The following is a 22845-nucleotide window of genomic DNA, read 5'->3' as shown; positions in this document are numbered from 1 at the left end:
GCGCCCAAGCGCGGCAGGCTTTTCTGTCCCGGGCTGTCGGCCACAAGCCACCCACGCAGCTCTGGCTGAATCGCTTCAGAGTCCAGTGAAGTCGCCACCTGGTTGGCGGCATCAATACATTCAAAAATGCGACATAAATTTTCAATGGTGAGACATGAAAATTTGTGAGTGTCGCTGTCGCTGTGCAACAATGGTTTTCCATGGCCACCGCAAAAAAGCTGGCGTTTGATCGGCGTGGATGGTAAGTGGTTGTTAAAAAAGAGATTTGCCTCCGTTGAGGGGTGAACCTGGTGAGAATGTGTCTATGAAAACAGGTCTGTACCATCCCGAAGAATTCAAGGACAACTGTGGTTTCGGCCTGATCGCCCATATGACGGGCGAGCCCAGCCACCACCTTCTGCAAACCGCCATGCAGGCGTTGACCTGCATGACGCACCGCGGCGGTATCAACGCCGACGGCAAGACCGGCGACGGTTGCGGGCTGTTGATGCAGAAGCCCGATCAGTTCCTGCGTGCCATGGCCCAGGAACATTTTGCCGTCGAACTGCCCAGGCAGTACGCCGTTGGCATGGTGTTCTTCAACCAGGACCCGATAAAGGCAGAAGCGGCTCGCGCCAACATGGACCGTGAAATCCGTGCGGCCGGCCTGCAGCTGGTGGGCTGGCGCAAGGTGCCGATCGACACCAGCGTGCTGGGCCGCCTGGCCCTGGAGCGCTTGCCGCAGATCGAGCAGGTGTTCATCGGTGGCGACGGCCTGAGCGATCAGGAACTGGCCATCAAGCTGTTCAGCGCCCGTCGCCGTTCGTCGGTAGCCAATGCCCATGACGCCGACCACTACATTTGCAGCTTCTCGCACAAGACCATCATCTACAAAGGCTTGATGATGCCGCGGGACCTGGCTGCGTTCTACCCGGACCTGAGCGACGAGCGCCTGCAAACCGCGATCTGCGTGTTCCACCAGCGCTTCTCCACCAACACCCTGCCGAAGTGGCCACTGGCGCAGCCCTTCCGCTTCCTCGCCCATAACGGCGAGATCAATACCATCACGGGTAACCGCAACTGGGCCATGGCTCGGCGTACCAAATTCGCCAATGACCAGATCCCCGATCTTGAAGAGCTTGGCCCGCTGGTCAATCGCGTCGGCTCAGACTCCTCGAGCATGGACAACATGCTCGAACTGATGGTGACCGGCGGGATTGACCTGTTCCGTGGCGTGCGCATGCTGGTGCCGCCAGCCTGGCAGAACGTCGAGACCATGGACGCCGACCTGCGCGCCTTCTATGAATACAACTCCATGCACATGGAGCCATGGGACGGCCCGGCCGGCATCGTGATGACCGAAGGCCGCCACGCGGTATGCCTGCTCGATCGCAATGGGCTGCGCCCGGCGCGCTGGGTCACCACCACCAACGGCTACATCACCATTGCCTCGGAAATCGGGGTGTGGGGCTATCAGCCTGATGAAGTACTGGCCAAGGGCCGCGTCGGGCCTGGGCAGATCCTGGCGGTGGACACCGAGACCGGGCAGATCCTCGACACCGATGCCATCGATGACCGTCTCAAGTCTCGCCACCCGTACAAGCGCTGGCTGCGTCAGCACGCCACGCGGATCCAGGCGACTCTGACCGACGACCAGGGTGTGGCCAGCTACGACGCTGACCAGCTCAAGCAGTACATGAAGATGTTCCAGGTTACCTTCGAGGAACGTGACCAGGTGCTGCGCCCCTTGGGTGAACAGGGCCAGGAGGCGGTCGGTTCGATGGGTGACGACACGCCGATGGCCGTGCTGTCGCAGCGCGTGCGCTCGCCGTACGATTTCTTCCGCCAGCAGTTCGCCCAGGTCACCAACCCGCCGATCGACCCGCTGCGTGAAGCGATCGTGATGTCGCTGGAGATCTGCCTGGGCGCCGAGCGCAACATTTTCCAGGAGTCGCCGGAGCATGCCTCACGCGTCATCCTGAGCTCGCCCGTCATTTCGCCGGCCAAGTGGCGCTCGCTGATGAATCTGGAGCGTGACGGCTTCGAGCGTCAGTTGATCGATCTGAACTACGAAGAGGCCGTCGGGCTGGAAGCGGCTATCCGCAACATCGCCGACCAGGCCGAAGAGGCCGTGCGCGCGGGCAAGACGCAACTGGTGCTCAGCGACCGCCACATCGCACCCGGCAAGCTGCCGGTGCATGCTTCGCTGGCCGTAGGTGCAGTGCATCACCGCTTGACCGAGCAAGGCCTGCGTTGCGACAGCAACATCCTGGTGGAAACCGCCACCGCCCGCGACCCGCACCACTTCGCCGTGCTGCTGGGCTTCGGGGCCTCGGCTGTGTACCCGTACCTGGCCTATGAAGTGCTGGCCGACCTGATCCGCACGGGCGAAGTGCTGGGCGATCTGGACGAGGTCTTCAAGTACTACCGCAAGGGCATCTCCAAAGGTCTGCTCAAGATCCTGTCGAAAATGGGCATCTCCACGGTCGCCTCCTACCGGGGCGCCCAGTTGTTCGAAGCCATTGGCCTTGCCGAAGAAGTGGTCGGGTTGAGCTTCAAGGGTGTGTCGAGCCGTATCAAGGGTGCGCGCTTCGTCGATCTGGAAAGTGACCAGAAGCTGTTGGCTGCCGAGGCCTGGAGCGTGCGCAAGCCGATTCAGCAGGGTGGCTTGCTGAAGTTCGTCCATGGCGGCGAATACCACGCCTATAACCCCGACGTGGTCAACACCCTGCAAGCCGCCGTGCAGCAGGGCGACTTCGCCAAGTTCAAGGAGTACACCACGCTGGTCGACCAGCGTCCGGTGTCGATGATTCGCGACCTGTTGAAGGTCAAGGTGGCCGACCAGCCGTTGCCGCTGGAGCAGATCGAGCCGCTCGACGCCATCCTCAAGCGCTTCGATTCTGCCGGTATCTCGCTGGGTGCGCTGTCTCCAGAGGCTCACGAAGCCTTGGCCGAGGCGATGAATCGCCTGGGCGCGCGTTCCAACTCCGGTGAAGGCGGAGAAGACCCAGCCCGCTACGGCACCCTCAAGAGTTCCAAGATCAAGCAGGTGGCGACCGGCCGCTTTGGCGTGACCCCTGAATACCTGGTCAATGCCGAAGTGTTGCAGATCAAGGTGGCCCAGGGCGCCAAACCCGGCGAGGGCGGCCAGCTGCCCGGCGGCAAGGTCAACGGCCTGATCGCCAAGCTGCGCTATGCCGTACCGGGCGTGACGCTGATCTCGCCCCCACCGCACCACGACATCTACTCGATCGAAGACCTGGCGCAGCTGATCTATGACCTCAAGCAGGTCAATCCGCAGGCGCTGGTTTCGGTCAAGCTGGTGGCCGAGGCGGGTGTCGGTACCATCGCCGCTGGCGTGGCCAAGGCCTATGCCGATCTCATCACCATCTCGGGCTACGACGGCGGCACGGGCGCATCGCCACTGACCTCGATCAAGTATGCGGGCGCGCCGTGGGAACTGGGCCTTGCCGAGACTCACCAGACACTGCGCGGCAACGATTTGCGCGGCAAGGTCCGGGTACAGACTGACGGCGGCCTCAAGACCGGCCTGGACGTCATCAAGGCTGCCATCCTGGGTGCCGAGAGCTTCGGCTTCGGCACCGCCCCAATGATCGCGCTGGGCTGCAAGTACCTGCGTATCTGCCACCTGAACAACTGCGCGACCGGCGTGGCGACCCAGAACGACAAGCTGCGCAAGGATCACTACATCGGCACGGTCGACATGGTCGTCAACTTCTTTACCTTCGTGGCTGAGGAAACCCGAGAGTGGCTGGCAAGGCTTGGCGTGCGCAGCCTTGGCGAGCTGATCGGGCGCACCGACCTGCTCGAGGTGCTGCCGGGCGACACCGAGCGCCAGCACCACCTGGACCTGACCCCGCTGTTGGGCAGCTCGCACATTGCGGCCGACAAGCCGCAGTTTTGTGAAGTGGACAGCAACCCACCCTTCGACAAGGGCGAGCTTGCCGAGAAGATGGTCGAAATGGCCATGCCCGCTGTGCGTGACCAGGCCGGTGGCGAGTTCGCGCTCGACATCTGCAACTGCGACCGTTCCATCGGTGCGCGTGTCTCCGGTGAAATCGCCCGGTTGTACGGCAACCAGGGCATGGCCGGTGCGCCGATCACGTTCCGTTTCAAAGGCACTGCAGGCCAGAGCTTCGGCGTCTGGAACGCAGGCGGCCTGAACCTGTACCTTGAGGGTGACGCCAACGACTACGTCGGCAAGGGCATGACCGGTGGCAAGGTCACCATCGTGCCGCCGGCCGGCAGCCCGTTCGAAACCCAGCACAGCGCAATCGTCGGCAACACCTGCCTGTACGGCGCCACCGGTGGCAGGTTGTTCGCTGCCGGTACGGCGGGCGAGCGCTTTGCTGTACGCAACTCTGGTGCCCACGCCGTGGTAGAGGGCACTGGTGATCACTGCTGTGAGTACATGACCGGCGGCTTCGTCTGTGTTCTGGGCAAGACCGGTTACAACTTCGGCTCTGGCATGACGGGCGGTTTCGCCTACGTGCTCGACATGGACAACAGCTTCGTCGACAAGCTCAACCACGAACTGGTGGAAATCCAGCGCATCAGTGGTGAAGCGATGGAGGCTTACCGCAGTCACCTGGCGCGGGTTCTTGCCGAGTATGTGGATGAAACCGGCAGTGAGTGGGGGCGTGAGCTCTCCGAAAACCTGGACGACTACGTACGACGTTTCTGGTTGGTCAAGCCCAAGGCCGCCAACCTCAAGCAACTGCTGTCCAGCACCCGCGCCAACCCGCAGTAAACAGCTGCACGTGACCAACCCTGGGCGCTCGAACCGAGCAGCCCAGGGTTTGCCCGGCTCAAGTGATCGTCTTGCGGCTTGCAGCGTGTAGCGTGCGGCTGCTGTTAAGAGGTTTTGAAAAATGGCTGAACGTCTGAACAACGACTTCCAGTTCATCGAAGTGGGCCGCAAGGACCCGAAGAAAAAATTGCTGCGCCAGCGCAAGAAAGAGTTCGTGGAAATCTACGAACCCTTCAAGCCGCAGCAGTCCGTGGAACAGGCGCACCGTTGCCTGGGCTGCGGTAACCCGTATTGCGAGTGGAAGTGCCCCGTGCACAACTTCATTCCCAACTGGTTGAAGCTGGTGTCCGAGGGCAACATCCTGGCGGCCGCCGAGCTGTCGCACCAGACCAACACCTTGCCCGAAGTCTGTGGGCGCGTATGCCCACAAGACCGTCTGTGCGAAGGTGCCTGCACCCTGAACGACGGTTTCGGCGCCGTGACCATCGGCTCGGTGGAAAAGTACATCACTGACACGGCCTTCGCCATGGGCTGGCGCCCGGACATGTCCAAGGTCAAACCAACCGGCAAGCGCGTGGCCATCATCGGTGCCGGCCCGGCTGGCCTGGGCTGCGCAGACGTACTGGTGCGCGCCGGCGTGACGCCCGTGGTGTTCGACAAGAACCCGGAAATCGGCGGCTTGCTGACCTTCGGCATCCCTGAGTTCAAGCTCGAGAAAAGCGTGCTCAGCAATCGCCGCGAAGTCTTCACCGGCATGGGTATCGAGTTCCGCCTCAACACCAACGTGGGCACGGACGTGACCATGGAGCAGTTGCTGGCTGAGTACGACGCAGTCTTCATGGGCATGGGCACCTATACCTACATGAAAGGCGGCTTCCCTGGCGAGGACCTGCCGGGGGTGCACGAGGCTCTGGATTTCCTGATCGCCAACGTCAACCGCAACCTGGGTTTCGAGAAGTCGCCTGAAGATTTCGTCGACATGAAGGGTAAGAAAGTCGTGGTCTTGGGTGGTGGTGACACGGCCATGGACTGCAACCGCACCTCGATTCGCCAGGGTGCCCAGTCGGTGACCTGTGCCTATCGCCGCGACGAAGCCAACATGCCGGGTTCGCGCAAGGAAGTGAAGAACGCCAAGGAAGAGGGGGTCAAGTTCCTCTACAACCGCCAGCCCATCGCCATTGTCGGTGAGGACAAGGTCGAGGGGGTGAAGGTGGTCGAGACGCGTCTGGGCGAGCCTGATGCGCGTGGGCGCCGCAGCCCGGAGCCGATCCCAGGCTCCGAAGAGATCCTGCCGGCCGATGCGGTGGTGATCGCGTTCGGCTTCCGCCCCAGCCCTGCCCCCTGGTTCGAGCAGCACGATATCCAGCTCGACAGCCAGGGCCGTGTGGTGGCGCCGGAGAAGAGCAGGTTCAAGCATCAGACCAGCAACCCGAAAGTGTTCGCCGGTGGCGACATGGTGCGCGGGTCGGACCTGGTCGTGACCGCGATCTTCGAAGGGCGCACCGCAGCCGAAGGCATCCTGGACTACCTGGAGGTCTAAGCGCGCTCTGGCAGGTCACGTGGGGTCGCTGGGCGGCCTCACTTGCCAGGGACAAGCGCCAGACCTGCCCGGGAATGCTTGACCTGAAGCACGCAAAAAACAAAACGCATGGCCCCGACCGTGCCTTTTGTGTCGGTGTCTGAGAAAATGCCCCCACTATTTTTCCGGATGCCGACATGACTGCCCTGAAGAACGACCGTTTCCTGCGTGCTCTGCTCAAGCAACCCGTTGACGTGACCCCGGTCTGGATGATGCGCCAGGCCGGCCGCTATCTTCCGGAGTACCGCGCCAGCCGCGCCAAGGCCGGCGACTTCATGAGCCTGTGCAAGAACCCGCAGTTCGCCTGCGAAGTGACCCTGCAGCCGCTGGACCGTTACCCGCTGGATGCGGCGATCCTGTTCTCGGACATCCTCACCATCCCGGACGCCATGGGCCTTGGCCTGTATTTCGAAACCGGTGAAGGCCCGCGTTTCAGGAAGGTGGTCAGCACCCCGGCCGACATCGAGGCGCTGCCTGTTCCCGACGCGCAGAAAGACCTGGGCTATGTGATGGACGCGGTCAGTACCATCCGCCGCGAACTCAACGGCCGCGTGCCGCTGATCGGCTTCTCCGGCAGCCCCTGGACCCTGGCCACCTACATGGTCGAAGGCGGCTCCTCCAAGGATTTTCGCAAGACCAAGGCCATGGCCTATGACAATCCGCAGGCACTGCACCTGTTACTGGACAAACTGGCGCAGTCGGTGACCAGCTACCTCAATGGGCAGATCCTGGCCGGTGCCCAGGCCGTGCAGATCTTCGATACCTGGGGCGGCAACCTGTCGTCGGCGGCCTATCAGGAGTTCTCCCTGGCCTATATGCGCAAGATCGTCAGCGGCCTGATTCGCGAACACGACGGGCGCAAGGTGCCGGTGATCCTGTTCACCAAGAACGGCGGCCTGTGGCTGGAAAGCATTGCCGATGCCGGGGCCGATGCATTGGGGCTGGACTGGACCTGCGACATCGGCGATGCCCGTCGCCGGGTGGGTGACAAGGTCGCCTTGCAGGGCAACATGGACCCGACCGTCCTGTATGCCCGGCCGCAGGCCATTCGTGCGGAAGTGGCACGCATCCTGGCCAGCTACGGCCACGGCAGCGGCCATGTGTTCAACTTGGGCCACGGCATCACGCCGGAGGTCGATCCTGAACACGCGGGCGCTTTCATCAACGCCGTGCACGAGCTGTCGGCGCAGTATCACCTGTGAGCCGCTTGTGACAGCGCATGACGCTGCGTAGCCCGGCCGGGGCTGAGTGCAGCGAGATTGTCGCATTAAGTTTCAATTCAGCGGTGCTCGCTAGGCTGGTCCTACTCCAACAGAGATAGGACCCGCTCCCATGAAAGCACGCTACCTTGCCCTGATCCTTGCCCCCTTGTTCAGCACCGCTGCACTGGCGTCAGGCGGCTACACCGGCCCTGGTGCGCAGTCGATTGCCACCGTGGCCGCTGCCAGCGAGGCCGCGGACGATACGCCGGTGGTCTTGCAGGGCTACGTGACCCGCAAGCTCGACAACGATGATAAATACGAATTCAAGGACAGCACCGGCACCATTACGGTCGAGATCGACGACGAGGACCTGCCGCCCACACCCTTCAATGACAAGACCAAGGTCAAGCTCATCGGTGAAGTCGAAAAACACTTGATGAGCCGCGAGGTGGACGTGGACCGGGTCGAGATCATCAACTGATCCAGTGATCCTGTCGCAGGCAGGCTCGCGGCGGATCCACTGCGAGCCTGCCTGTGTTGCCGCGTTCCCCTGCCTTCAGGCGGCCTTCGGCGCCAAGGTGCTCAGGCGCAACGCCACCATCAGGGCCACCGCCAGCAAGCATCCAATGAACAGGCCGATGCCGTTCCAGCCCCAATGGTGCCAGAACACCCCGCCAGCCGTGCCAGCCACGCTTGAACCGGCGTAGTAACAGAACAGGTACAGCGAGGAGGCCTGCCCCTTGGCTGTGAGCGCTCGTCGCCCGATCCAGCTGCTGGCCACCGAGTGGGCCCCGAAGAAGCCGAAGGTGAAGACAAGCATGCCCAGGATGATCAGCGACAGCGGCTGGGTCAGGGTCATGAGCAAGCCGCCGCCCATGACCACGATGCTGGCCCAGAACACCTTGCGCCGTCCCAGCCTGTCAGCCAGAGCGCCCACCTGGGCCGAACTGTAGATGCCAGACAGGTAGACGACCGACAGCAAACCCACCAGGGCTTGATTCATGTGATAAGGCTCGGCCAGCAAGCGGTAGCCGATGTAGTTGAACAGCGTGACGAAGGCGCCCATGAGCAGGAAGGCTTCGAGAAACAGCCAGGGCAGGCCGGCGTCCTTGAAGTGCATGAGGAACCCGTTGACCAACGTGCGTGGGTTCAGGGTCTGGGGCTGGAAGTTGCGCGACTCGGGCAATGCCTTCCAGAACACGATGGCCGCCAGCAGTGCCAGGCTTCCCAAGGTGAGCAATGCCGCGTGCCAGCTGACGAAATCGATCAGCACGCCCGTGATCAGGCGCCCGCACATGCCGCCGATGGCATTGCCGCCGATGTACAGGCCCATGGCCAGGCCAATGTGCTGTGGGTGGATCTCTTCACTAAGGTAGGTCATGGCCACGGCCGCCAGCCCGCTCAACGACAACCCGACCAAGGCCCGAGTTGCCAGGACCAGTTCCCAGGTCGGCATCAGCGCGCTGGCTATCGTGGACAAGGCCGCGCAGCCCAGGGCCGCCACCATCACTGGCTTGCGGCCGATGCGGTCAGAGATCGGGCCCGTGACCAGCAGCCCAAGCGCCAGCATGCCAGTCGAGACCGAAAGCACCAGGCTGCTCTGTGCAGCGTTGATGCCGAATTCCTTCGACAGCAAGGGCATCATCGGTTGTACACAGTAGAGCAGGGCAAAGGTGGCGAAGCCGCCGCTGAACAGCGCCAGGACCGTTCTCATGAACGCCGGGGTGCCCTTTTCGATCCAGGCGTCGTGCGAGGTCACAGGCTCGGGTTCGGGTTGGGTCGATACGAGGGCTACAGCGGTTTTCACGGGCAAGTACCTCAGAGGCAGTGAAAAAATCATATAGCTGGCTAATAATTAGGTCCAATATATTGTTCGACCTAATTGAGACGTTTCACGACCTATGAGGTGGGTGATGGAGCTGCGCCACTTACGCTATTTCGTCGCGGTTGCCGAAGAGTTGCACTTCGGCCGGGCAGCCCAGCAACTGGGCATCTCGCAGCCTCCACTTAGCCAACAGATCCTTGCGCTCGAGCAGGAACTCGGTGCGCGGCTGTTCGAACGGACCAACCGCCGTGTCGAGCTCAGCGAGGCCGGGCGACTGTTTCTGGAAGAGGCTCGTCAGGTGTTGGCGCAGGTCGAAAAGGCCGCCGATGTCGCCCGCCGCGCACAGTTGGGCGAACTGGGTGAAATGAAGATCGGCTTCACATCCTCGGCCCCGTTCACATCGAAAATTCCCAAGGCGATTCATGCGTTCCGGCAGCGCTTCCCTGCCGTGCACCTGAACCTCATGGAAATGAGCAGCCGCGAAGTGGCGCAGGGCGTGTTCGACGAGTCCATCGAAGTGGGGCTGATGCGACCCATGCCGCTGGCCGACGGCCTGGTTGCGACCGAGCTGTTTCGTGAGCCCTTGGTGGCAGTGATCAACGCCTCCCATGCGCTGGCCAACGGCGCCGAGCAGGGTGTGCACCTAGCAGCGCTGGCCCACGAGCCTTTCGTTTTCTTTCCACGCAGCTACGGCAGTGGTTTGTACGCGCAGTTACTGGATCTGGCGCGCCAGGCGGGTTTCAGTCCCCATTTCGCGCAGGAAGCAGGGGAGGCCATGACCATCATCGGCCTGGTGTCGGCGGGGCTTGGGGTGTCGGTGCTGCCGGCGTCCTATCAGCGCATGCGCATCGAGGGCGTGGTGTACCGCACCTTGCTGGACGAGCAGGCCACCTCGGCGGTCTGGCTGGTACAGCGCCAGTGCCGCAGGTCGGCGATGGCCGAGGCGTTTGCCGAGCTGCTCACCGGGCAGGTTCAGGGATGAAGCCTGCCCGGTGAGCGGGGCGGGTCATCAGTTGACGCGGGCCAGGTCACCCTTGAGCGCAACACCGGCAATCACTGCACCGGCGTGGCATTCGTAGGTGGAAGCGTCCTTGCGCTCGTTGCGCTTGTAGTAGCTGGCGATGTTCGTCACGGCATTGGCGTTTGCCTTGCGAGCAGCGTCCTGCAAGGTCAGCAACGCGGATTGCAGGGCCCACTCACAGGCAGCCTCGTCACTCTTGTTGAACGCGTTGGTTTTCTTGTTGGTGACCGAGTTGGGGCTGATCACGGTGACCTTGCCGCGCGGCTTTACGCCGGCCAGGTAGAATTTGACCGAGCCATCGAGCTTCTTCTCGGCGAGCATCTGCTGCACCACCTTTTCGAACGGCAGGTACAGCGCCGTGTCGCGAGCCTGGCTCAGGCCGGGTAGGGCAGCGAGCAGCAGGGCGGTGGCGGCGGTCAGGGTTTTCAAGCGCATCGGGGTCTTCCTTGGTCAGTGGTTGGATGAGGCGTTGCTGCGTTGCAGAAGCTGATCGGCGGACAGTGCGTTGAGCTGGCGCACGATGCTGCGGTCCAGGTTGTAGACCCAGCGGTTATAGTTGCGGTGGATCTTGCCGTCGTCATAGCCCAGTTCGCGGCTATCGCGGTAATCGATGCGGAACTGGCTGGCGCTGTAGTGAATATCCACGGCGGCGTAGAAGGTATTGCGCACGGTGATGTCGGCCTGAATGACCGAGGCGCCCACCGAACGGGCCGTCCAGCCACGCTCGACGATGGCCTTGAGGATCGCCTGCTGGACCTGCTGCTGGGTGTAAGGGGTGGCAGCAGCCAGTTGTTCCGAGGGGTTGAGCACCGGCTTGGAGGTACAACCGGCAAGGCCGGCCAGTACCAGCCCTAGTGCAGCGGCGCGTAGCAGTGAGGACATTCCTTGCGCTCCTATTGAGGGTCAGGGCCAGCGGCGGAAGATCAGCGACGTGTTGACCCCGCCGAAGGCAAAATTGTTGTTCATCACGAACCCGTGGCTCATGTGGCGGAACTCACCACGCAGGTAGTCCAGTTCGCCGCAGCGAGGGTCTACCGCGTCCAGGTTCAGCGTGTGCACATAGCGGTCGCTGTTCATCATTTCGATGCTGAACCAGGACTCCAGCGCACCGCACGCCCCCAGGGTATGGCCCAGGAAGCTCTTCTGCGAACTGAGGGGCATGCGTGGGCCGAACAGGCTGCTGGTGGCCAGGGTTTCGGCGATGTCGCCTTGCTCGGTCGCGGTGCCATGGCCGTTCACATAGCCAATCGCCTCCGGTGCCAGGCCTGCGTCTTCGAGCGCCAGTTCCATGGCCCGGCGCATGGTCGACTGTTCGGGTCGGGTCGTGTGCTGGCCGTCGGCATTGCTGCCGAAACCGATGATCTCGGCATGAATCTTCGCGCCTCGCGCCCGTGCATGCTCAAGCTCTTCGAGCACCAGCATGCCTGCGCCTTCGCCGATCACCAGGCCATCCCTGCCGCAGTCGTAGGGGCGCGGGCTGAGGTGCGGCGTGTCGTTCTTGAGGCTGGTGGCATAGAGCGCGTCGAAGACCATGGCCTCGGTCGGGCACAGTTCTTCGGCACCGCCGGCCAGCATCATCGGCAGGCGCCCGTACTTGATGGCTTCATAGGCATAACCAATGCCTTGGCTGCCGCTGGTGCAGGCACTGGACGTGGGGATCAGGCGCCCGGTCAGGCCGAAGAAAATGCTGATGTTGGCGGCGGTCGTGTGCGGCATCATGCGCACATAGGAATTGGCGTTGAGCCCGTCGGCCACCGAGTTGAGCAGCATGTTGCCGAACGCCTTGATCTCGTCGGTACTGCCGGTGGATGAGCCGCAGGCAACGCCCATGCGGCCATCGCGAATGCTCGGGTCGCCGAGCAAGCCTGCATCGGCGAGGGCCTGTTCGGCAGCGCCAACGGCTAGGCGCGACACCCGGCCCATGCTGCGAAGCTGCTTGCGCGTCCAGTGCGCCGGGACCTTGAAATCATCGATGGGCCCGGCCAGGCGCGTGTTCATTTCCTCGAAGCGGTCCCACTCGTCCATGCGGCGGATACCACTGCGTTGGCTGGCGAAATGACCGGCAATGGTTGCCCAGTCGTTGCCCAGCGAGGTGATGCCGGCCATGCCGGTGACGACCACGCGGCGCATCAGCACAGCCCCCCGTTGACCGCCAGCACTTGGCGGGTGATGTAGCTGGCCTCCGGCGACATGAGGAAGTTGACGGCGCCTGCTACCTCTTCAGCGGTGCCCATGCGCCCGGCAGGGATCATCTTCATCAGTTCGTCCACCGGCACATGTTCGTCGAGCATGGCCGTGTCGATCAGCCCGGGCGCTACGCAGTTGACGGTGATACGCCGCTTGCCCAGTTCGATTGCCAGGGCCTTGGCCGCCCCGATCAGGCCCGCCTTCGAAGCGCTGTAGTTGACCTGCCCGCGGTTGCCGATGAGCCCTGAAACCGAGGTGATGCAGACGATGCGGCCCGGCGCGCGGCGGCGGATCATGGGCATGGTCAGTGGCTGCAGCACATTGTAGAAACCGTCCAGGTTGGTCCGCAGCACCTGGTCCCAATCCTCGTCGGTCAGCGCGGGGAAAGCGCCATCGCGGGTCAGGCCGGCATTGCACACCACGCCGTAGTAAGCACCGTGCGCCTCCACGTCGGCTTCGAGCGCCAAGCGGCAGGCGGCGCGTTCGCCGATGTCGAACTGCAATACGCGCGCCTGCTGCCCCAGAGCACGCACTTGATCGGCCACCACGTCGGCTTCGGACCGGCCGCTGCGGCAATGCAGTACCAGGTCGTAACCCGAACGTGCCAGGCGCAGGGCGATGGCACGGCCGATTCCACGGCTCGAACCGGTCACCAGGATGGTATCAGTCATGAAAGGGGCTCCTCAGGGCCCGCATCGGCCAGGTAGCTGGCCGCTTGCGGCGGGCGGTACACATTCAGTCGGGCGGTGGCGTGGATGCCGGGGCCGCGCAGGTGACATTCGAAAACGCCCATGCCGTTCTCGTCTTCGAGCGAGCGTTGGGCGTGGACATGCAATTGGGCGCCGGCCGGGAAAGACTCGACATCGCACGTGTACTTGCGGGCACCGAGCAAAAAAACCAGCTCGATGGCCTGGCCATTGCGTCGCGCCCGGCAACCGGCGTAGGCGGCGACGCTCTGGGCCATCAGCTCGATGCCGAACCGAGCCGGCAGGCTGCCATCGGCGCGATTGAACAGTGCGCCGGGCCGTACGGTGGTACGGGTGCTGATCTGCTCCTCGTCACAGTGCTCGATGTGATCGATCAGGATCATGTCGCCAGCATGGGGCAGCAGCTCGGCCAGGGGCCAGGTGATCATGCGATGTCTCCAAGAATCAGGCTGACGTTGTTGCCGCCGAAGGCGAACGAGTTGCTCATCAGTCGGCGTGGGCCATGGGCTGCCAGGCGCTGGCTGCCGTCGACCAGGGTCAGTTCAGGCAGGGCAGGGTCGGGCTGGCCGTCCCACAGGTGCGGCGGCAGCAAGCCCAACGGGTTCTGCCTGCTCAGGCTCAGCCAGCAGAACGCCGCCTCGAGCGCACCGGCAGCGCCCAGGGTATGGCCGCCGGGCGTGGTGGATGGCCGCTGTAGCAGCGCTGGTCATGGACACAACCTCGCCACATACTCGGTACCTCGTCCCTATCCGGAGCTCAGTCATGCGACGCGTGGTGTTCAATCAGAAAGGCGGGGTGGGCAAGTCCAGCATCGCCTGCAACTTGGCCGCGGTAAGTGCCCATGAAGGCTACCGAACCTTGCTGATCGACCTGGATGCACAGGCCAACTCGACCCAGTACCTCACTGGGCTGGTGGGCGAAGACATTCCCATGGGGATCGCCGATTTCTTCAAGCAAAGCCTGTCCGGCGGACCTGGAGCAAAGAAGAACAAGGTCGAAATCTACCAGACGCCATTCGACGACCTGCACGTGGTCACCGCCACCTCTGAGCTGGCCGACCTGCAACCCAAGCTCGAAGCCAAGCACAAGATCAACAAGCTGCGAAAACTGCTCGAAAACTTGAGTGAAGACTATGAGCGGATTTACATCGACACCCCGCCGGCTCTCAACTTCTACGCCGTCTCGGCGCTCATCGCAGCGGACCGTGTACTGATCCCGTTCGACTGCGACAGTTTCTCGCGCCAGGCCCTGTACGGGCTGCTGGCCGAGATCGAGGACATCAAGGAAGACCACAACGAACACCTGATCGTCGAGGGCATCGTGGTGAACCAGTTCCAGCCCCGTGCCAGCCTGCCGCAGCAGATGCTGGACGCGCTACTGGCCGAAGGCTTGCCGGTGCTGCCGGTGTATCTGGGCAGTTCGGTGAAGATGCGTGAGTCGCACCACGCCAGCCTGCCCCTGATCCACCTCGACCCCCGCCACAAACTGACCCAGCAATTCGTGGCGCTGCATGATTTGCTGGGTGGGGAGGGGTAGGCGCAGCTTTCGTGCAAGTCTGGTGTTGATCATAATCTCCCAAAACGGGAGATTTTTTGAAATGCGGGTGATTGCCAAAAGCAGTCTAGTGAAATTTTGGGAGATGCCCGGTAATCACGATGCCAAGGCTGCATTGGAAAGCTGGTATGACTTAGTGATCAAAGCTACTTGGCTAACGCCGCAGGATGTGAAAGATCAGCTCGGCAACGCTCGCATCTGTGGAAGGAACCGCATTGTTTTCAACATTGGCGGTAATAAATATCGCCTCGTCGTGGAAATGCAATATAAGGCGGGCATCGCCTGGGTGAAATTCGTCGGCACCCATGAATGCTATGACGAAATTGACGTGGAGACAGTGTGTGAATATTAAGCCTATTCGCAGTGATGAGGATCTGCACGCGGCCTTTCGGCGGCTTGAGGCTATCTTCCAAGCCGAACCGGGCACCCCCGAAGCTGATGAAATGGAAGTACTCGTAACCCTGATTGAAGTGTACGAAAACAAGTACTACCCCATTCAGTCGGCTACCCCTCTGGAAGCCATCAAATTCTGCATGGAGCAACAAAGCCTCACCCCGCGAGACCTGGAGCCCTATATCGGGCCCAGTGGCCGGGTATCTGAGGTCTTGAATGGAAAGCGTAGGCTGAGCCTCTCCATGATCAGACGCCTGCACGAGGGGCTACGCATCCCCTATGAGTCGCTGCTGGGGGGTACCTGAAGTCAAACCCCTTTGCTGCGCAGCCACTCCAGCAGTGCCTGAAGGGGAAGAGCCCCCGCCTGGCGCACGACCTCGCGGCCGTTGCGCATCAGGATGAGGCTCGGGATCGAGCGAATGCCCAGTTGCCCGGCCAAGGTGCGGTTGGCTTCGCTGTCGAGCTTGGCCAGGCGGCAGCGGCCACTCAATTGGCGGGCCGCCTGTTCGAACACTGGCGCGAAGGCCTTGCAGGGGCCGCACCAATCGGCCCAGACGTCGATCAGCAAGGGCAGGTCGCCTTTGACCTGGCTGGCATAGCTGTTCTCGGTCAGCACGAACGGCGTCTGCAGCACGACCTGCTGCTTGCAGCGGCCACACTTGGGCGCATCGCCCAGGCGGTCGGCGGGTAAGCGGTTCAGGCCGTTGCAGTGAGGGCAAGGGACAACCAGCGAATCGGTCATTTCATCTCCGTCCGAGTAAGTGGGTTTCAGGACGAGCAACTGATTTCCAAGTGCTTGCCCCATGCAGGGGGCGGCGCTGCATAGGCCTGCATCCCGGTCTGTTCCTCGAACGGGCGGCTGAGCACCTGATGCAAGCGCCTGACCTCAGTGTAGTCGCCTGCCTCGGCCGCTTCGATGGCGTTCTGCGCCAGATAGTTACGCAGCACATACAGCGGGTTCACGGCGTGCATGCGCTCACGCCGCCCGGCAGCATGGTTCGGTTCACGTTCGCAGCGCGCTTGATAGTCCACCGCCCAGGCGTCGAAACCCGCCAAGTCGACGAAGTCGTCACGTACCGATTGCAGCGCGTCGGCCAGCGGTTGATCGCCCAGTCGGCGGAAGAACAGGTTGTAGTCCACGCCACCGCTCTGCATGCGTTGCAGCAGGCGCTCGACCAGGGCCATGTCCTCGTCCTCGGCCGTCGTCAGGCCGAGCCGACGACGCATCAGGTCCAGGTAATGGGCCTGGTACAGGGGCAGGAACAGCGCCAGCGCCTGCTTGAGCGCTTCGACATCGATCACCGTGGTCAAGGCCTGGGCCAGCGCACTGAGGTTCCAATGGGCGATCGGTACTTGGTTGGCATAGCTGTAGCGGCCGCGGTCGTCGGAGTGGTTACAGATGAAGTTGGCATCAAAATCGTCGAGGAATGCGAACGGACCGAAATCGAAGGTGATTCCCAGGATCGACATGTTGTCGGTGTTCATCACGCCGTGACAGAAGCCGTACGCTTGCCAGCGTGCGATCAGCTCGGCATTGCGCTCGACGATGGTCTGGAACATAGCCAGGTAAGGCTGTGCGGCGTCTTTGCACTGCGGGTAATGCTCATCGAGTACATGGTCGATCAGCACGCGCTGCTGCTCGGGCTGCTGGGTGTAATAGAAGTACTCGAAATGGCCAAAGCGGATATGGCTCTGGGCAAGGCGGGTGAGCATGGCAGCGCTTTCCTGGGTTTCGCGCCACACCGGGGTACTGGAGCCGATCACGCACAGGGCGCGGCTGCTGGGTATGCCCAAGGCATGCAAGGCTTCGCTGGCCAGAAACTCACGGATCGAGGAACGCAGCACGGCACGGCCATCGCCCATGCGTGAGTAGGGTGTCTGGCCGGCTCCCTTGAGGTGCAGGTCCCAATGTTCCCCGGCATCGTTGACCACCTCGGTCAGCAACAGGCCGCGCCCGTCCCCCAGGCGCGGGTTGTAGCCGCCGAACTGATGGCCGGAGTACACCATCGCCCGCGGATCGGCGCCTTCCCAGAGCTTGTGGCCGCTGAACAGCTCGGCGAACAACGGCAGCTCGGCCTGGGCCGGGTCCAGGTCGATCAGCGCCATGGCCGACGCACTGGCAACCACCAGGCGAGGGTCTGCGATGGGCTCGGGCAGTACCTGGGTAGAGAATGCGTCGCCCAGGCGGGCGAAGCGGTTGTCGAAGGTGAGCTGGTCGAGCGCTTTCACGGGGCTGCTCCTGAGTCGGGGTGACAAGAGGCCGCTGCGTGGCCCTGTGCGGGCGGACCGGCCATGAGCGAGGACCACGCCCTCGCGGGTGGAACAGGCATATCTGCCCTATGGAGTCCAATCACACCGGGGGAGTGCCATCGGATTTTGGCGAGTCCATCGGTATCAACTGTTGTTTGCCGGCTTTGGGGTCCATCAGGAACACCTCGACCTGGCGTACGGAGATCTTGATGTCGTGCGCCTTGAATTCCCGGTTGATGTAGCGATTGATCTCGTCCAGCGTGGGGTTGCGATCGCCCAGGTCACGGACATGCATGCGCAGTTCGTGGTCCAGCGAGCTTTCCCCGAATTGCAGGAAGTACACCAGGGGTTCGGGGTCCTTGAGTACCCTGGGGTTCTCATGTGCACCCTTGAGCAGCAGGTCGCGCACCAGGTCCAGGTCCGAGCCGTAGTCGATGCCCAGCTTCAGGGTCACGCGGGTGACGGTATCGGTGAGCGACCAGTTGATCAGTTGCCCGGTGATGAACGTCTTGTTGGGGACGATGATGTCCTTGCGGTCGAAGTCGGTGATGGTGGTGGCGCGGATGCGGATCTTGCTCACCGTGCCCGACAAGTTGCCGATGGTGATGGTGTCACCGATACGCACCGGGCGTTCGAACAGGATCATGATGCCCGAAATGAAGTTGGCGAAGATTTCCTGCATGCCGAAACCCAGGCCTACCGACAGCGCGGCGACCAGCCACTGCAGCTTGTCCCAGCTGACCCCCAGGGTGGAGAGGGTGCTGACGATGCCGACGCCGACGATGGTGTAGGACAGCAGCGTGGTGGTGGCGTAGGCGCTGCCCTGGGCCAGGTTCAGCCGCGACAGTACCAGCACCTCCAGCAGGCCGGGCAAGTTGCCGGCCAGGGCGAAGGTGATGCCCACGATCACCAGTGCGCCGAGCAGGTCACCGAGGCTGATGGGGACCATGCTCGCCGCAGCGCCTGTACCGCTGGTGTATTCGTACAGCACGAAGTTGTTGAGGTAGGCGAACACCGAGAGCAGGTCCGACCACACCCAGTACAGGCCGGCGATGAAACCGCCGAGCAAGGCCAGGCGGATCAGGCGCAGGGACTGCTGGTTGACCTGTTCGATATCCAGCGTCGGTTCTTCGACGACGACTTCACCATCGAGCCCTTCCTTGGCCGCAGCCCGCTTGCTGAGCGCGCGCTGGTAGGCCAGGCGTCGGGCGGCCACGGACAGCCCGCGCACGAATGCCGCCTCGATCACCAGCCAGAACAGCAGCAGGTAGAGGGTGTAGATCAGGCGGTCGGTGAGTTTCAGCGCCGTGTAGTAGTAGCCGAAGCACACGGCGATGAACAGGGCGATGGGCAAGGCCGTGAACGCCACACCCACTGCCTTGCGAAACAGCGAGGTGTCGCGGTGGGCAGGGCTGCTCAGCAACAGGCGGCTGAGCAACCAGGCCATCAATGCGTAGCAAGTCAGTACCACGCCAATCCCCAGAACGTCATCGGCCAGCGCCGAGGGCTGGTGTTCGGCTACCGCCACTACCCCTACCAGTGCCAGCACCACGGTGCCAAGACGCCGGACCCAGCTGCGCAGGAACTCCACTTGCGGCTTGTACCAGCGGAAGTGAATCTCGGCCACCCCGCCAGGCGAGAGAATGCGGTAGGCCGTATAGAACACCAGCCAGGCCTGGGCCAGTTGCCACAGCGCCGCGCCAAGGTTGGCGTTCTGCCCGCGGGCGTCGATCTGCAAGGCATAGCTGCACAGCGCAAGACCCAGGCTCACCGGCATCGCCAGCAGGATGTTGATCAAGATCGCCTGAGGGGTGTGCCACTGGCTGTCGCGGCGGAAATGGCCGATGTCCTGGTGCACCTTGCCCAGGCGCTGGTACAGGTACTTGCGACGCCACAGCAACGCGCCGATCACCAGCAACAGCGGCAGGAACAGCAACGGGCGCTGACTCAACCCGTCAGCCAGCTCCTTGAGGCCCGAGCCCCACGGCAGGTCCGCCACCTGGTCAGCCAGGCGTTGCGGCACATAGGCCAGCCAGTCCCAGTCCAATGGCTTGTTGCTGGGTATCCAGAACATCTGCTCGTCCAGCGTGGTACGCAGGCTTTGGGCAGTGCCCAGCAGCTGCTTCTGGTTCAGCTGCAAGGTAATGGATTCGTTGAGCAGGGCCGACAGCTCCCGGTTCAGGCGTTCGAGCAAGTCGCTGCGGGTGATGGCCACTTCCAGCAATGCCTTGCGCAACTGGGGGGTGACGGTTTCAGGGGGCTGGGCTGCCAGCAGTTTGTCCACGTAGCTGATCGGGCTACTCATCTGCTCGCGCTGCTGATTGACCTCGAACTGGTACAGGCGTGTGTCGGCGATCTGGTCAGCCAAGTCACGGTCGAGCTTGAGATGCGGCAGGGTCTGTTTCTGTTTGTAGAGGATCTTGGACAGCAGCAGGCTGCCCTTGAGCACGCTGATCTGCTCGTCCAGCGCCTGGTCGGCCTGGGTCAAGGTGTCGAGCTGCTGCTTGGTCCGCAGATTCTGCTGGGTCAGTTCGTTGAGCCGGTCGGTGCTTCTGAGCAGGTAGTCGGACAGCTTGAGGTTGGCTGCGCTTTCGGTGGCCAGCAGGCTGCTGCCGCCGGCTTTCTGGGCTTCGATCGACTGCTGCGTGACGGTTTCCTGGGACTGGGCCAGGCGTTTGTCATTGATCAGAGTCTGCAGGTCCTGGATTTCCTGTTCCAGGCGTGCTGTGCGCTCGATCAGCAGGTCGTGGCGGGCATTGCCCAGGTCCTGCAGCACACTGTTTCCAGCCAGCTCCTGGCGGCGCAACTGGGTAAGGGCGTTGAGCGAGGCCAGTTCGGCGTTGAGCTGGTTGCGCAGGTCGGGGCTGACAGGCTTGCCCGCGTCCTTGCCGCTTTTGAGGATGCTGTTGATTTGCTGGGCCCGCGCCTGGCTGCCGCTGATCTCGGACTGGGCCCGTTCGGGACGGGTCTGCGAATTGATGATCAGGCTGTTGGCTTCGGCCAGCGCTTTTTGCAGCTCGCCTTGCTGGGTAGTGCGCTCACTGAGCATCTGCTCGAGCTGCGGCACGCCTAGGTTTGCGTAGCGCTGGGCCACCGACTGCACCGAACTCTGCTTGAGCCTTGCCAGCTCTTTCTGGCTGTCGCTGGTTTCCTTGGGCGCGCTGGCCAGTTGCTGCTTGAGGGCAGCCAGCTTGCGTTCGTTGTCTTCCTTGCTGGCCAGCAGGCCGAGGGTCTGCTCGAGCACTTGCTGCAGGGCCTTCTGATCGGCTTCGGGCAGCTTGCGCTCGGCGATCTTGTCGAGGCTTTCCTGGACGCTGGCGGTGGTGGGGGCTTCAGCGGCGGCGACCGCCAGGGGAAGGCAAAGGCACAGCCCGAGCAGGGCTGTGCGAAGGTGCAGGCGAAAGGACATAGGCAGACTACTTGTGGATCAGGCAGAAACGAAGTTTAGAGGAACAATCCTGGTCCTGGTCGCGATCCTTCGGGGAATCTGACGCCCACTTTCTGAATCTTGTTCCCGTCCATGGTCGCCACGGTCCAGATCGTGCCATGCCATTCGACCTGGTCGCCTACCACTGGCGCGCCTCCGACCTTCTGTCGGATGAACTGCGCCAGCGGCATGTGGGCATCCTGGCTGTCGACGTTGAGACCGTAGAGCGATGCCACGGCGCCGAGTTCGGCATCGCCTTCGAGCACGAAGTCGCCGAAGAAGCGCAGGTCCAGCCCGCGCTGGGGTGCCTGGCTGAAGAGTTTGCCCAGTGCAGGCAGGTTGTGCTCATGCCCGATCACGCACAGCATGTCGTCCACTTCCAGCACCGTACTGCCCGAAGGGTGTAGCAATTGTTCGCCACGGAACAGCGCGGCGATGCGCGTGCCCTCTGGCATCTTCAGCTCCCTCAGCGCTGCGCCAATGCACCACTTTTCGGCACCCAGGCGATAGACGAACATCTCCCATTCGCTGGTGATGTGCACTTCCAGTGCCGAGCGTGAAATGGGCGCCGGGTCTGGCGGGACCGTCACCTTGAGCAGTTTGGCCATCCAGGGCAGGCTGGTGCCCTGCACCAGCAGCGAAACCAGGACGATGAAGAACGCCAAGTTGAAGAACAGCTGAGCGTCTGGCAGGCCGGCCATCAACGGGAATACCGCCAGGATGATGGGCACGGCGCCGCGCAGGCCCACCCAGGAAATGAAGGCCTTCTCGCGGTCGTGGAACGCCTTGAAGGGGAGCAGTGCGGCGACCACCGACAAGGGGCGTGCGACCAGAATCATCCACAGGGCAAGGCCCAGTGCCGGCAGGGCGATAGGCAGCAGATCGTGAGGCGTCACCAACAGGCCCAGCACCAAGAACATCCCGATCTGGGCCAGCCACGCCATGCCGTCGAGCATGTGCAGAATGCCGTGGCGGCTGCGGATCGGCTTGTTGCCCAGCACCAGCCCGCACAGGTAGACCGCCAGGAAACCACTGCCATGCAGGGCGTTGGTCAGCGAGAAGACCACCAGGCCACCGGCCACGACCAGAATCGGGTACAGGCCGCCTGCCAGGTTGATGCGGTTGACCAGCTGCAGCATCACCCAGCCGCCGCCCAGCCCCAGCAGCCCGCCGATGCCGAACTCGCGCAGCAGGTGGCCCAGCAGGCTCCAGTGCAGCCCGGTCTGGCCGCTAGCGATCATGTCGATGAGGGTCACGGTGAGGAACACCGCCATCGGGTCGTTGCTACCCGATTCGATTTCCAGCGTGGCGGTGACCCGTTCGTTCAGGCCTTTACCGCCCAGCAGTGAAAAGACCGCCGCGGCATCGGTGGAGCCCACGATGGCGCCAATCAGCAGGCCCTGGATCAGGCTCAGGTCGAACAACCAGGCCGCCACCATGCCGGTCAGCGCCGTCGTGATCATGACCCCGACCGTTGCCAGCGAAAGCGCCGGCCACAAGGCGACCCGGAAGCTTGCTACCCGCGTGCGCAGACCACCGTCGAGCAGGATCACGGCAAGCGCGAGGTTGCCCACCAGGTAGGCGGTCGGGTAGTTGTTGAAAATGATGCCACCCCCGTCCACGCCAGCGATCATGCCGACGGCCAGGATGATGACCAGAATCGGGATGCCGAGCCGCGACGACAGCGAACTGACCAGGATGCTTGCCCCTACCAGCAATGCGCCGATCAGGAACAGGCTATTGATGGTACTGGCATCCAAAGGCAGGTACTCCGGGACAACGAGGAGGGAAGACGTGGTAGCGCGTATTCGATGTTTGCTAGCAGGTCGCGTGCCAACCGATTCTAACCTGATGAATTGGCAGCCTGTAAAGCGTTTCTGAAGATGTAGGCAAGCCAGCCCGCAGCGCGAACCGCTCCCCTCAAAGAAGAGGGCCGCGAGTGCGGCCCTC

General features: G+C 62.7%; 18 protein-coding genes and 1 pseudogene. 8 read left to right on the top strand and 11 right to left on the bottom strand.

The annotated features are described in order from the left end of the window. Window positions 1-304: 304 nt before the first annotated feature. From gltB to FS777_RS03510, 4 genes are all read left to right on the top strand, one after another. The gene (gene gltB / locus FS777_RS03525; RefSeq protein ID WP_145254044.1) at window positions 305-4750 is read left to right on the top strand and encodes a glutamate synthase large subunit; all 4446 of its coding nucleotides are present in this window, start codon (window positions 305-307) and stop codon (window positions 4748-4750) included. 121 nt (window positions 4751-4871) lie between these two features. Next, complete coding sequence (locus FS777_RS03520) at window positions 4872-6290, top strand: FAD-dependent oxidoreductase (protein ID WP_145254041.1); 1419 nt, start codon at window positions 4872-4874, stop codon at window positions 6288-6290. A 176-nt stretch (window positions 6291-6466) separates the two neighbouring features. Then, window positions 6467-7531, top strand: a complete 1065-nt coding sequence (hemE, locus tag FS777_RS03515; RefSeq protein ID WP_078479269.1) for a uroporphyrinogen decarboxylase — start codon at window positions 6467-6469, stop codon at window positions 7529-7531. A 130-nt stretch (window positions 7532-7661) separates the two neighbouring features. Next, on the top strand, window positions 7662-8012 hold the full coding sequence (locus FS777_RS03510) for a YgiW/YdeI family stress tolerance OB fold protein (RefSeq protein ID WP_058602925.1): 351 nt from the start codon (window positions 7662-7664) through the stop codon (window positions 8010-8012). Window positions 8013-8087: 75 nt separating this feature from the next. On the opposite strand, the gene FS777_RS03505 is transcribed toward FS777_RS03510, so the two are convergent. Then, window positions 8088-9245 (bottom strand): MFS transporter, encoded by a 1158-nt coding sequence (locus tag FS777_RS03505; RefSeq protein ID WP_196121378.1) that lies wholly within the window; start codon window positions 9243-9245, stop codon window positions 8088-8090. A 199-nt stretch (window positions 9246-9444) separates the two neighbouring features. On the opposite strand from FS777_RS03505, the gene FS777_RS03500 reads away from it, so the two are divergent. Beyond that, on the top strand, window positions 9445-10338 hold the full coding sequence (locus tag FS777_RS03500) for a LysR family transcriptional regulator (protein WP_058602927.1): 894 nt from the start codon (window positions 9445-9447) through the stop codon (window positions 10336-10338). Window positions 10339-10365: 27 nt separating this feature from the next. Here FS777_RS03500 and FS777_RS03495 read toward each other — a convergent pair whose 3' ends face one another. The 6 genes and pseudogenes from FS777_RS03495 to FS777_RS03470 form a co-directional block, all read right to left on the bottom strand. Next, a complete protein-coding gene (locus FS777_RS03495; protein ID WP_027913518.1) occupies window positions 10366-10812 on the bottom strand; it encodes a hypothetical protein in 447 nt (148 codons plus the stop codon). A 15-nt stretch (window positions 10813-10827) separates the two neighbouring features. Next, window positions 10828-11259, bottom strand: coding sequence for a hypothetical protein (locus tag FS777_RS03490; RefSeq protein ID WP_058638111.1), 432 nt, complete (start codon window positions 11257-11259; stop codon window positions 10828-10830). 21 nt (window positions 11260-11280) lie between these two features. After that, window positions 11281-12507 (bottom strand): beta-ketoacyl-ACP synthase, encoded by a 1227-nt coding sequence (locus tag FS777_RS03485; protein ID WP_058638110.1) that lies wholly within the window; start codon window positions 12505-12507, stop codon window positions 11281-11283. Then, on the bottom strand, window positions 12507-13235 hold the full coding sequence (gene fabG / locus FS777_RS03480; protein WP_058602930.1) for a 3-oxoacyl-ACP reductase FabG: 729 nt from the start codon (window positions 13233-13235) through the stop codon (window positions 12507-12509). The genes FS777_RS03485 and fabG overlap by 1 nt, the downstream gene beginning before the upstream one ends. Beyond that, window positions 13232-13699 (bottom strand): hotdog family protein, encoded by a 468-nt coding sequence (locus FS777_RS03475; protein ID WP_145254038.1) that lies wholly within the window; start codon window positions 13697-13699, stop codon window positions 13232-13234. The genes fabG and FS777_RS03475 overlap by 4 nt, the downstream gene beginning before the upstream one ends. Continuing rightward, window positions 13696-13962, bottom strand: a pseudogene (locus FS777_RS03470) (beta-ketoacyl-[acyl-carrier-protein] synthase II); the annotation flags it as partial. The pseudogene FS777_RS03470 and the gene FS777_RS03475, both read right to left, overlap by 4 nt. 71 nt (window positions 13963-14033) lie before the next feature. On the opposite strand from FS777_RS03470, the gene FS777_RS03465 reads away from it, so the two are divergent. From FS777_RS03465 to FS777_RS03455, 3 genes are all read left to right on the top strand, one after another. Next, the gene (locus tag FS777_RS03465) at window positions 14034-14807 is read left to right on the top strand and encodes a ParA family protein (RefSeq protein ID WP_058638108.1); all 774 of its coding nucleotides are present in this window, start codon (window positions 14034-14036) and stop codon (window positions 14805-14807) included. A gap of 61 nt (window positions 14808-14868) precedes the next feature. Next, window positions 14869-15177, top strand: a complete 309-nt coding sequence (locus tag FS777_RS03460; protein ID WP_058638200.1) for a type II toxin-antitoxin system HigB family toxin — start codon at window positions 14869-14871, stop codon at window positions 15175-15177. Beyond that, window positions 15167-15523, top strand: a complete 357-nt coding sequence (locus tag FS777_RS03455; protein WP_058638107.1) for a type II toxin-antitoxin system HigA family antitoxin — start codon at window positions 15167-15169, stop codon at window positions 15521-15523. The genes FS777_RS03460 and FS777_RS03455 overlap by 11 nt, the downstream gene beginning before the upstream one ends. Before the next feature lie 2 nt (window positions 15524-15525). Here the strand turns inward: FS777_RS03455 and trxC are convergent, their stop codons facing one another. From trxC to FS777_RS03435, 4 genes are all read right to left on the bottom strand, one after another. Next, window positions 15526-15960 carry a thioredoxin TrxC gene (gene trxC, locus FS777_RS03450; RefSeq protein WP_058638106.1) on the bottom strand — a complete coding sequence of 145 codons (435 nt, stop codon included), beginning with the start codon at window positions 15958-15960 and terminating at the stop codon, window positions 15526-15528. Between the two features lie 26 nt (window positions 15961-15986). Beyond that, window positions 15987-17447 (bottom strand): protein adenylyltransferase SelO, encoded by a 1461-nt coding sequence (selO, locus tag FS777_RS03445; RefSeq protein WP_058638105.1) that lies wholly within the window; start codon window positions 17445-17447, stop codon window positions 15987-15989. Between the two features lie 121 nt (window positions 17448-17568). Further along, complete coding sequence (mscK, locus tag FS777_RS03440) at window positions 17569-20877, bottom strand: mechanosensitive channel MscK (protein WP_145254035.1); 3309 nt, start codon at window positions 20875-20877, stop codon at window positions 17569-17571. 35 nt (window positions 20878-20912) lie between these two features. Beyond that, a complete protein-coding gene (locus tag FS777_RS03435) occupies window positions 20913-22655 on the bottom strand; it encodes a potassium/proton antiporter (protein ID WP_058602953.1) in 1743 nt (580 codons plus the stop codon). Window positions 22656-22845 lie beyond the last annotated feature (190 nt).

It is taken from the genome of Pseudomonas sp. DE0157, assembly GCF_007678615.1.
GTDB lineage: Bacteria > Pseudomonadota > Gammaproteobacteria > Pseudomonadales > Pseudomonadaceae > Aquipseudomonas > Aquipseudomonas parafulva_B.
The sequence above is the reverse complement of the archived record's forward strand: the minus strand, read 5'-3'. Positions and strand labels throughout refer to the sequence as shown.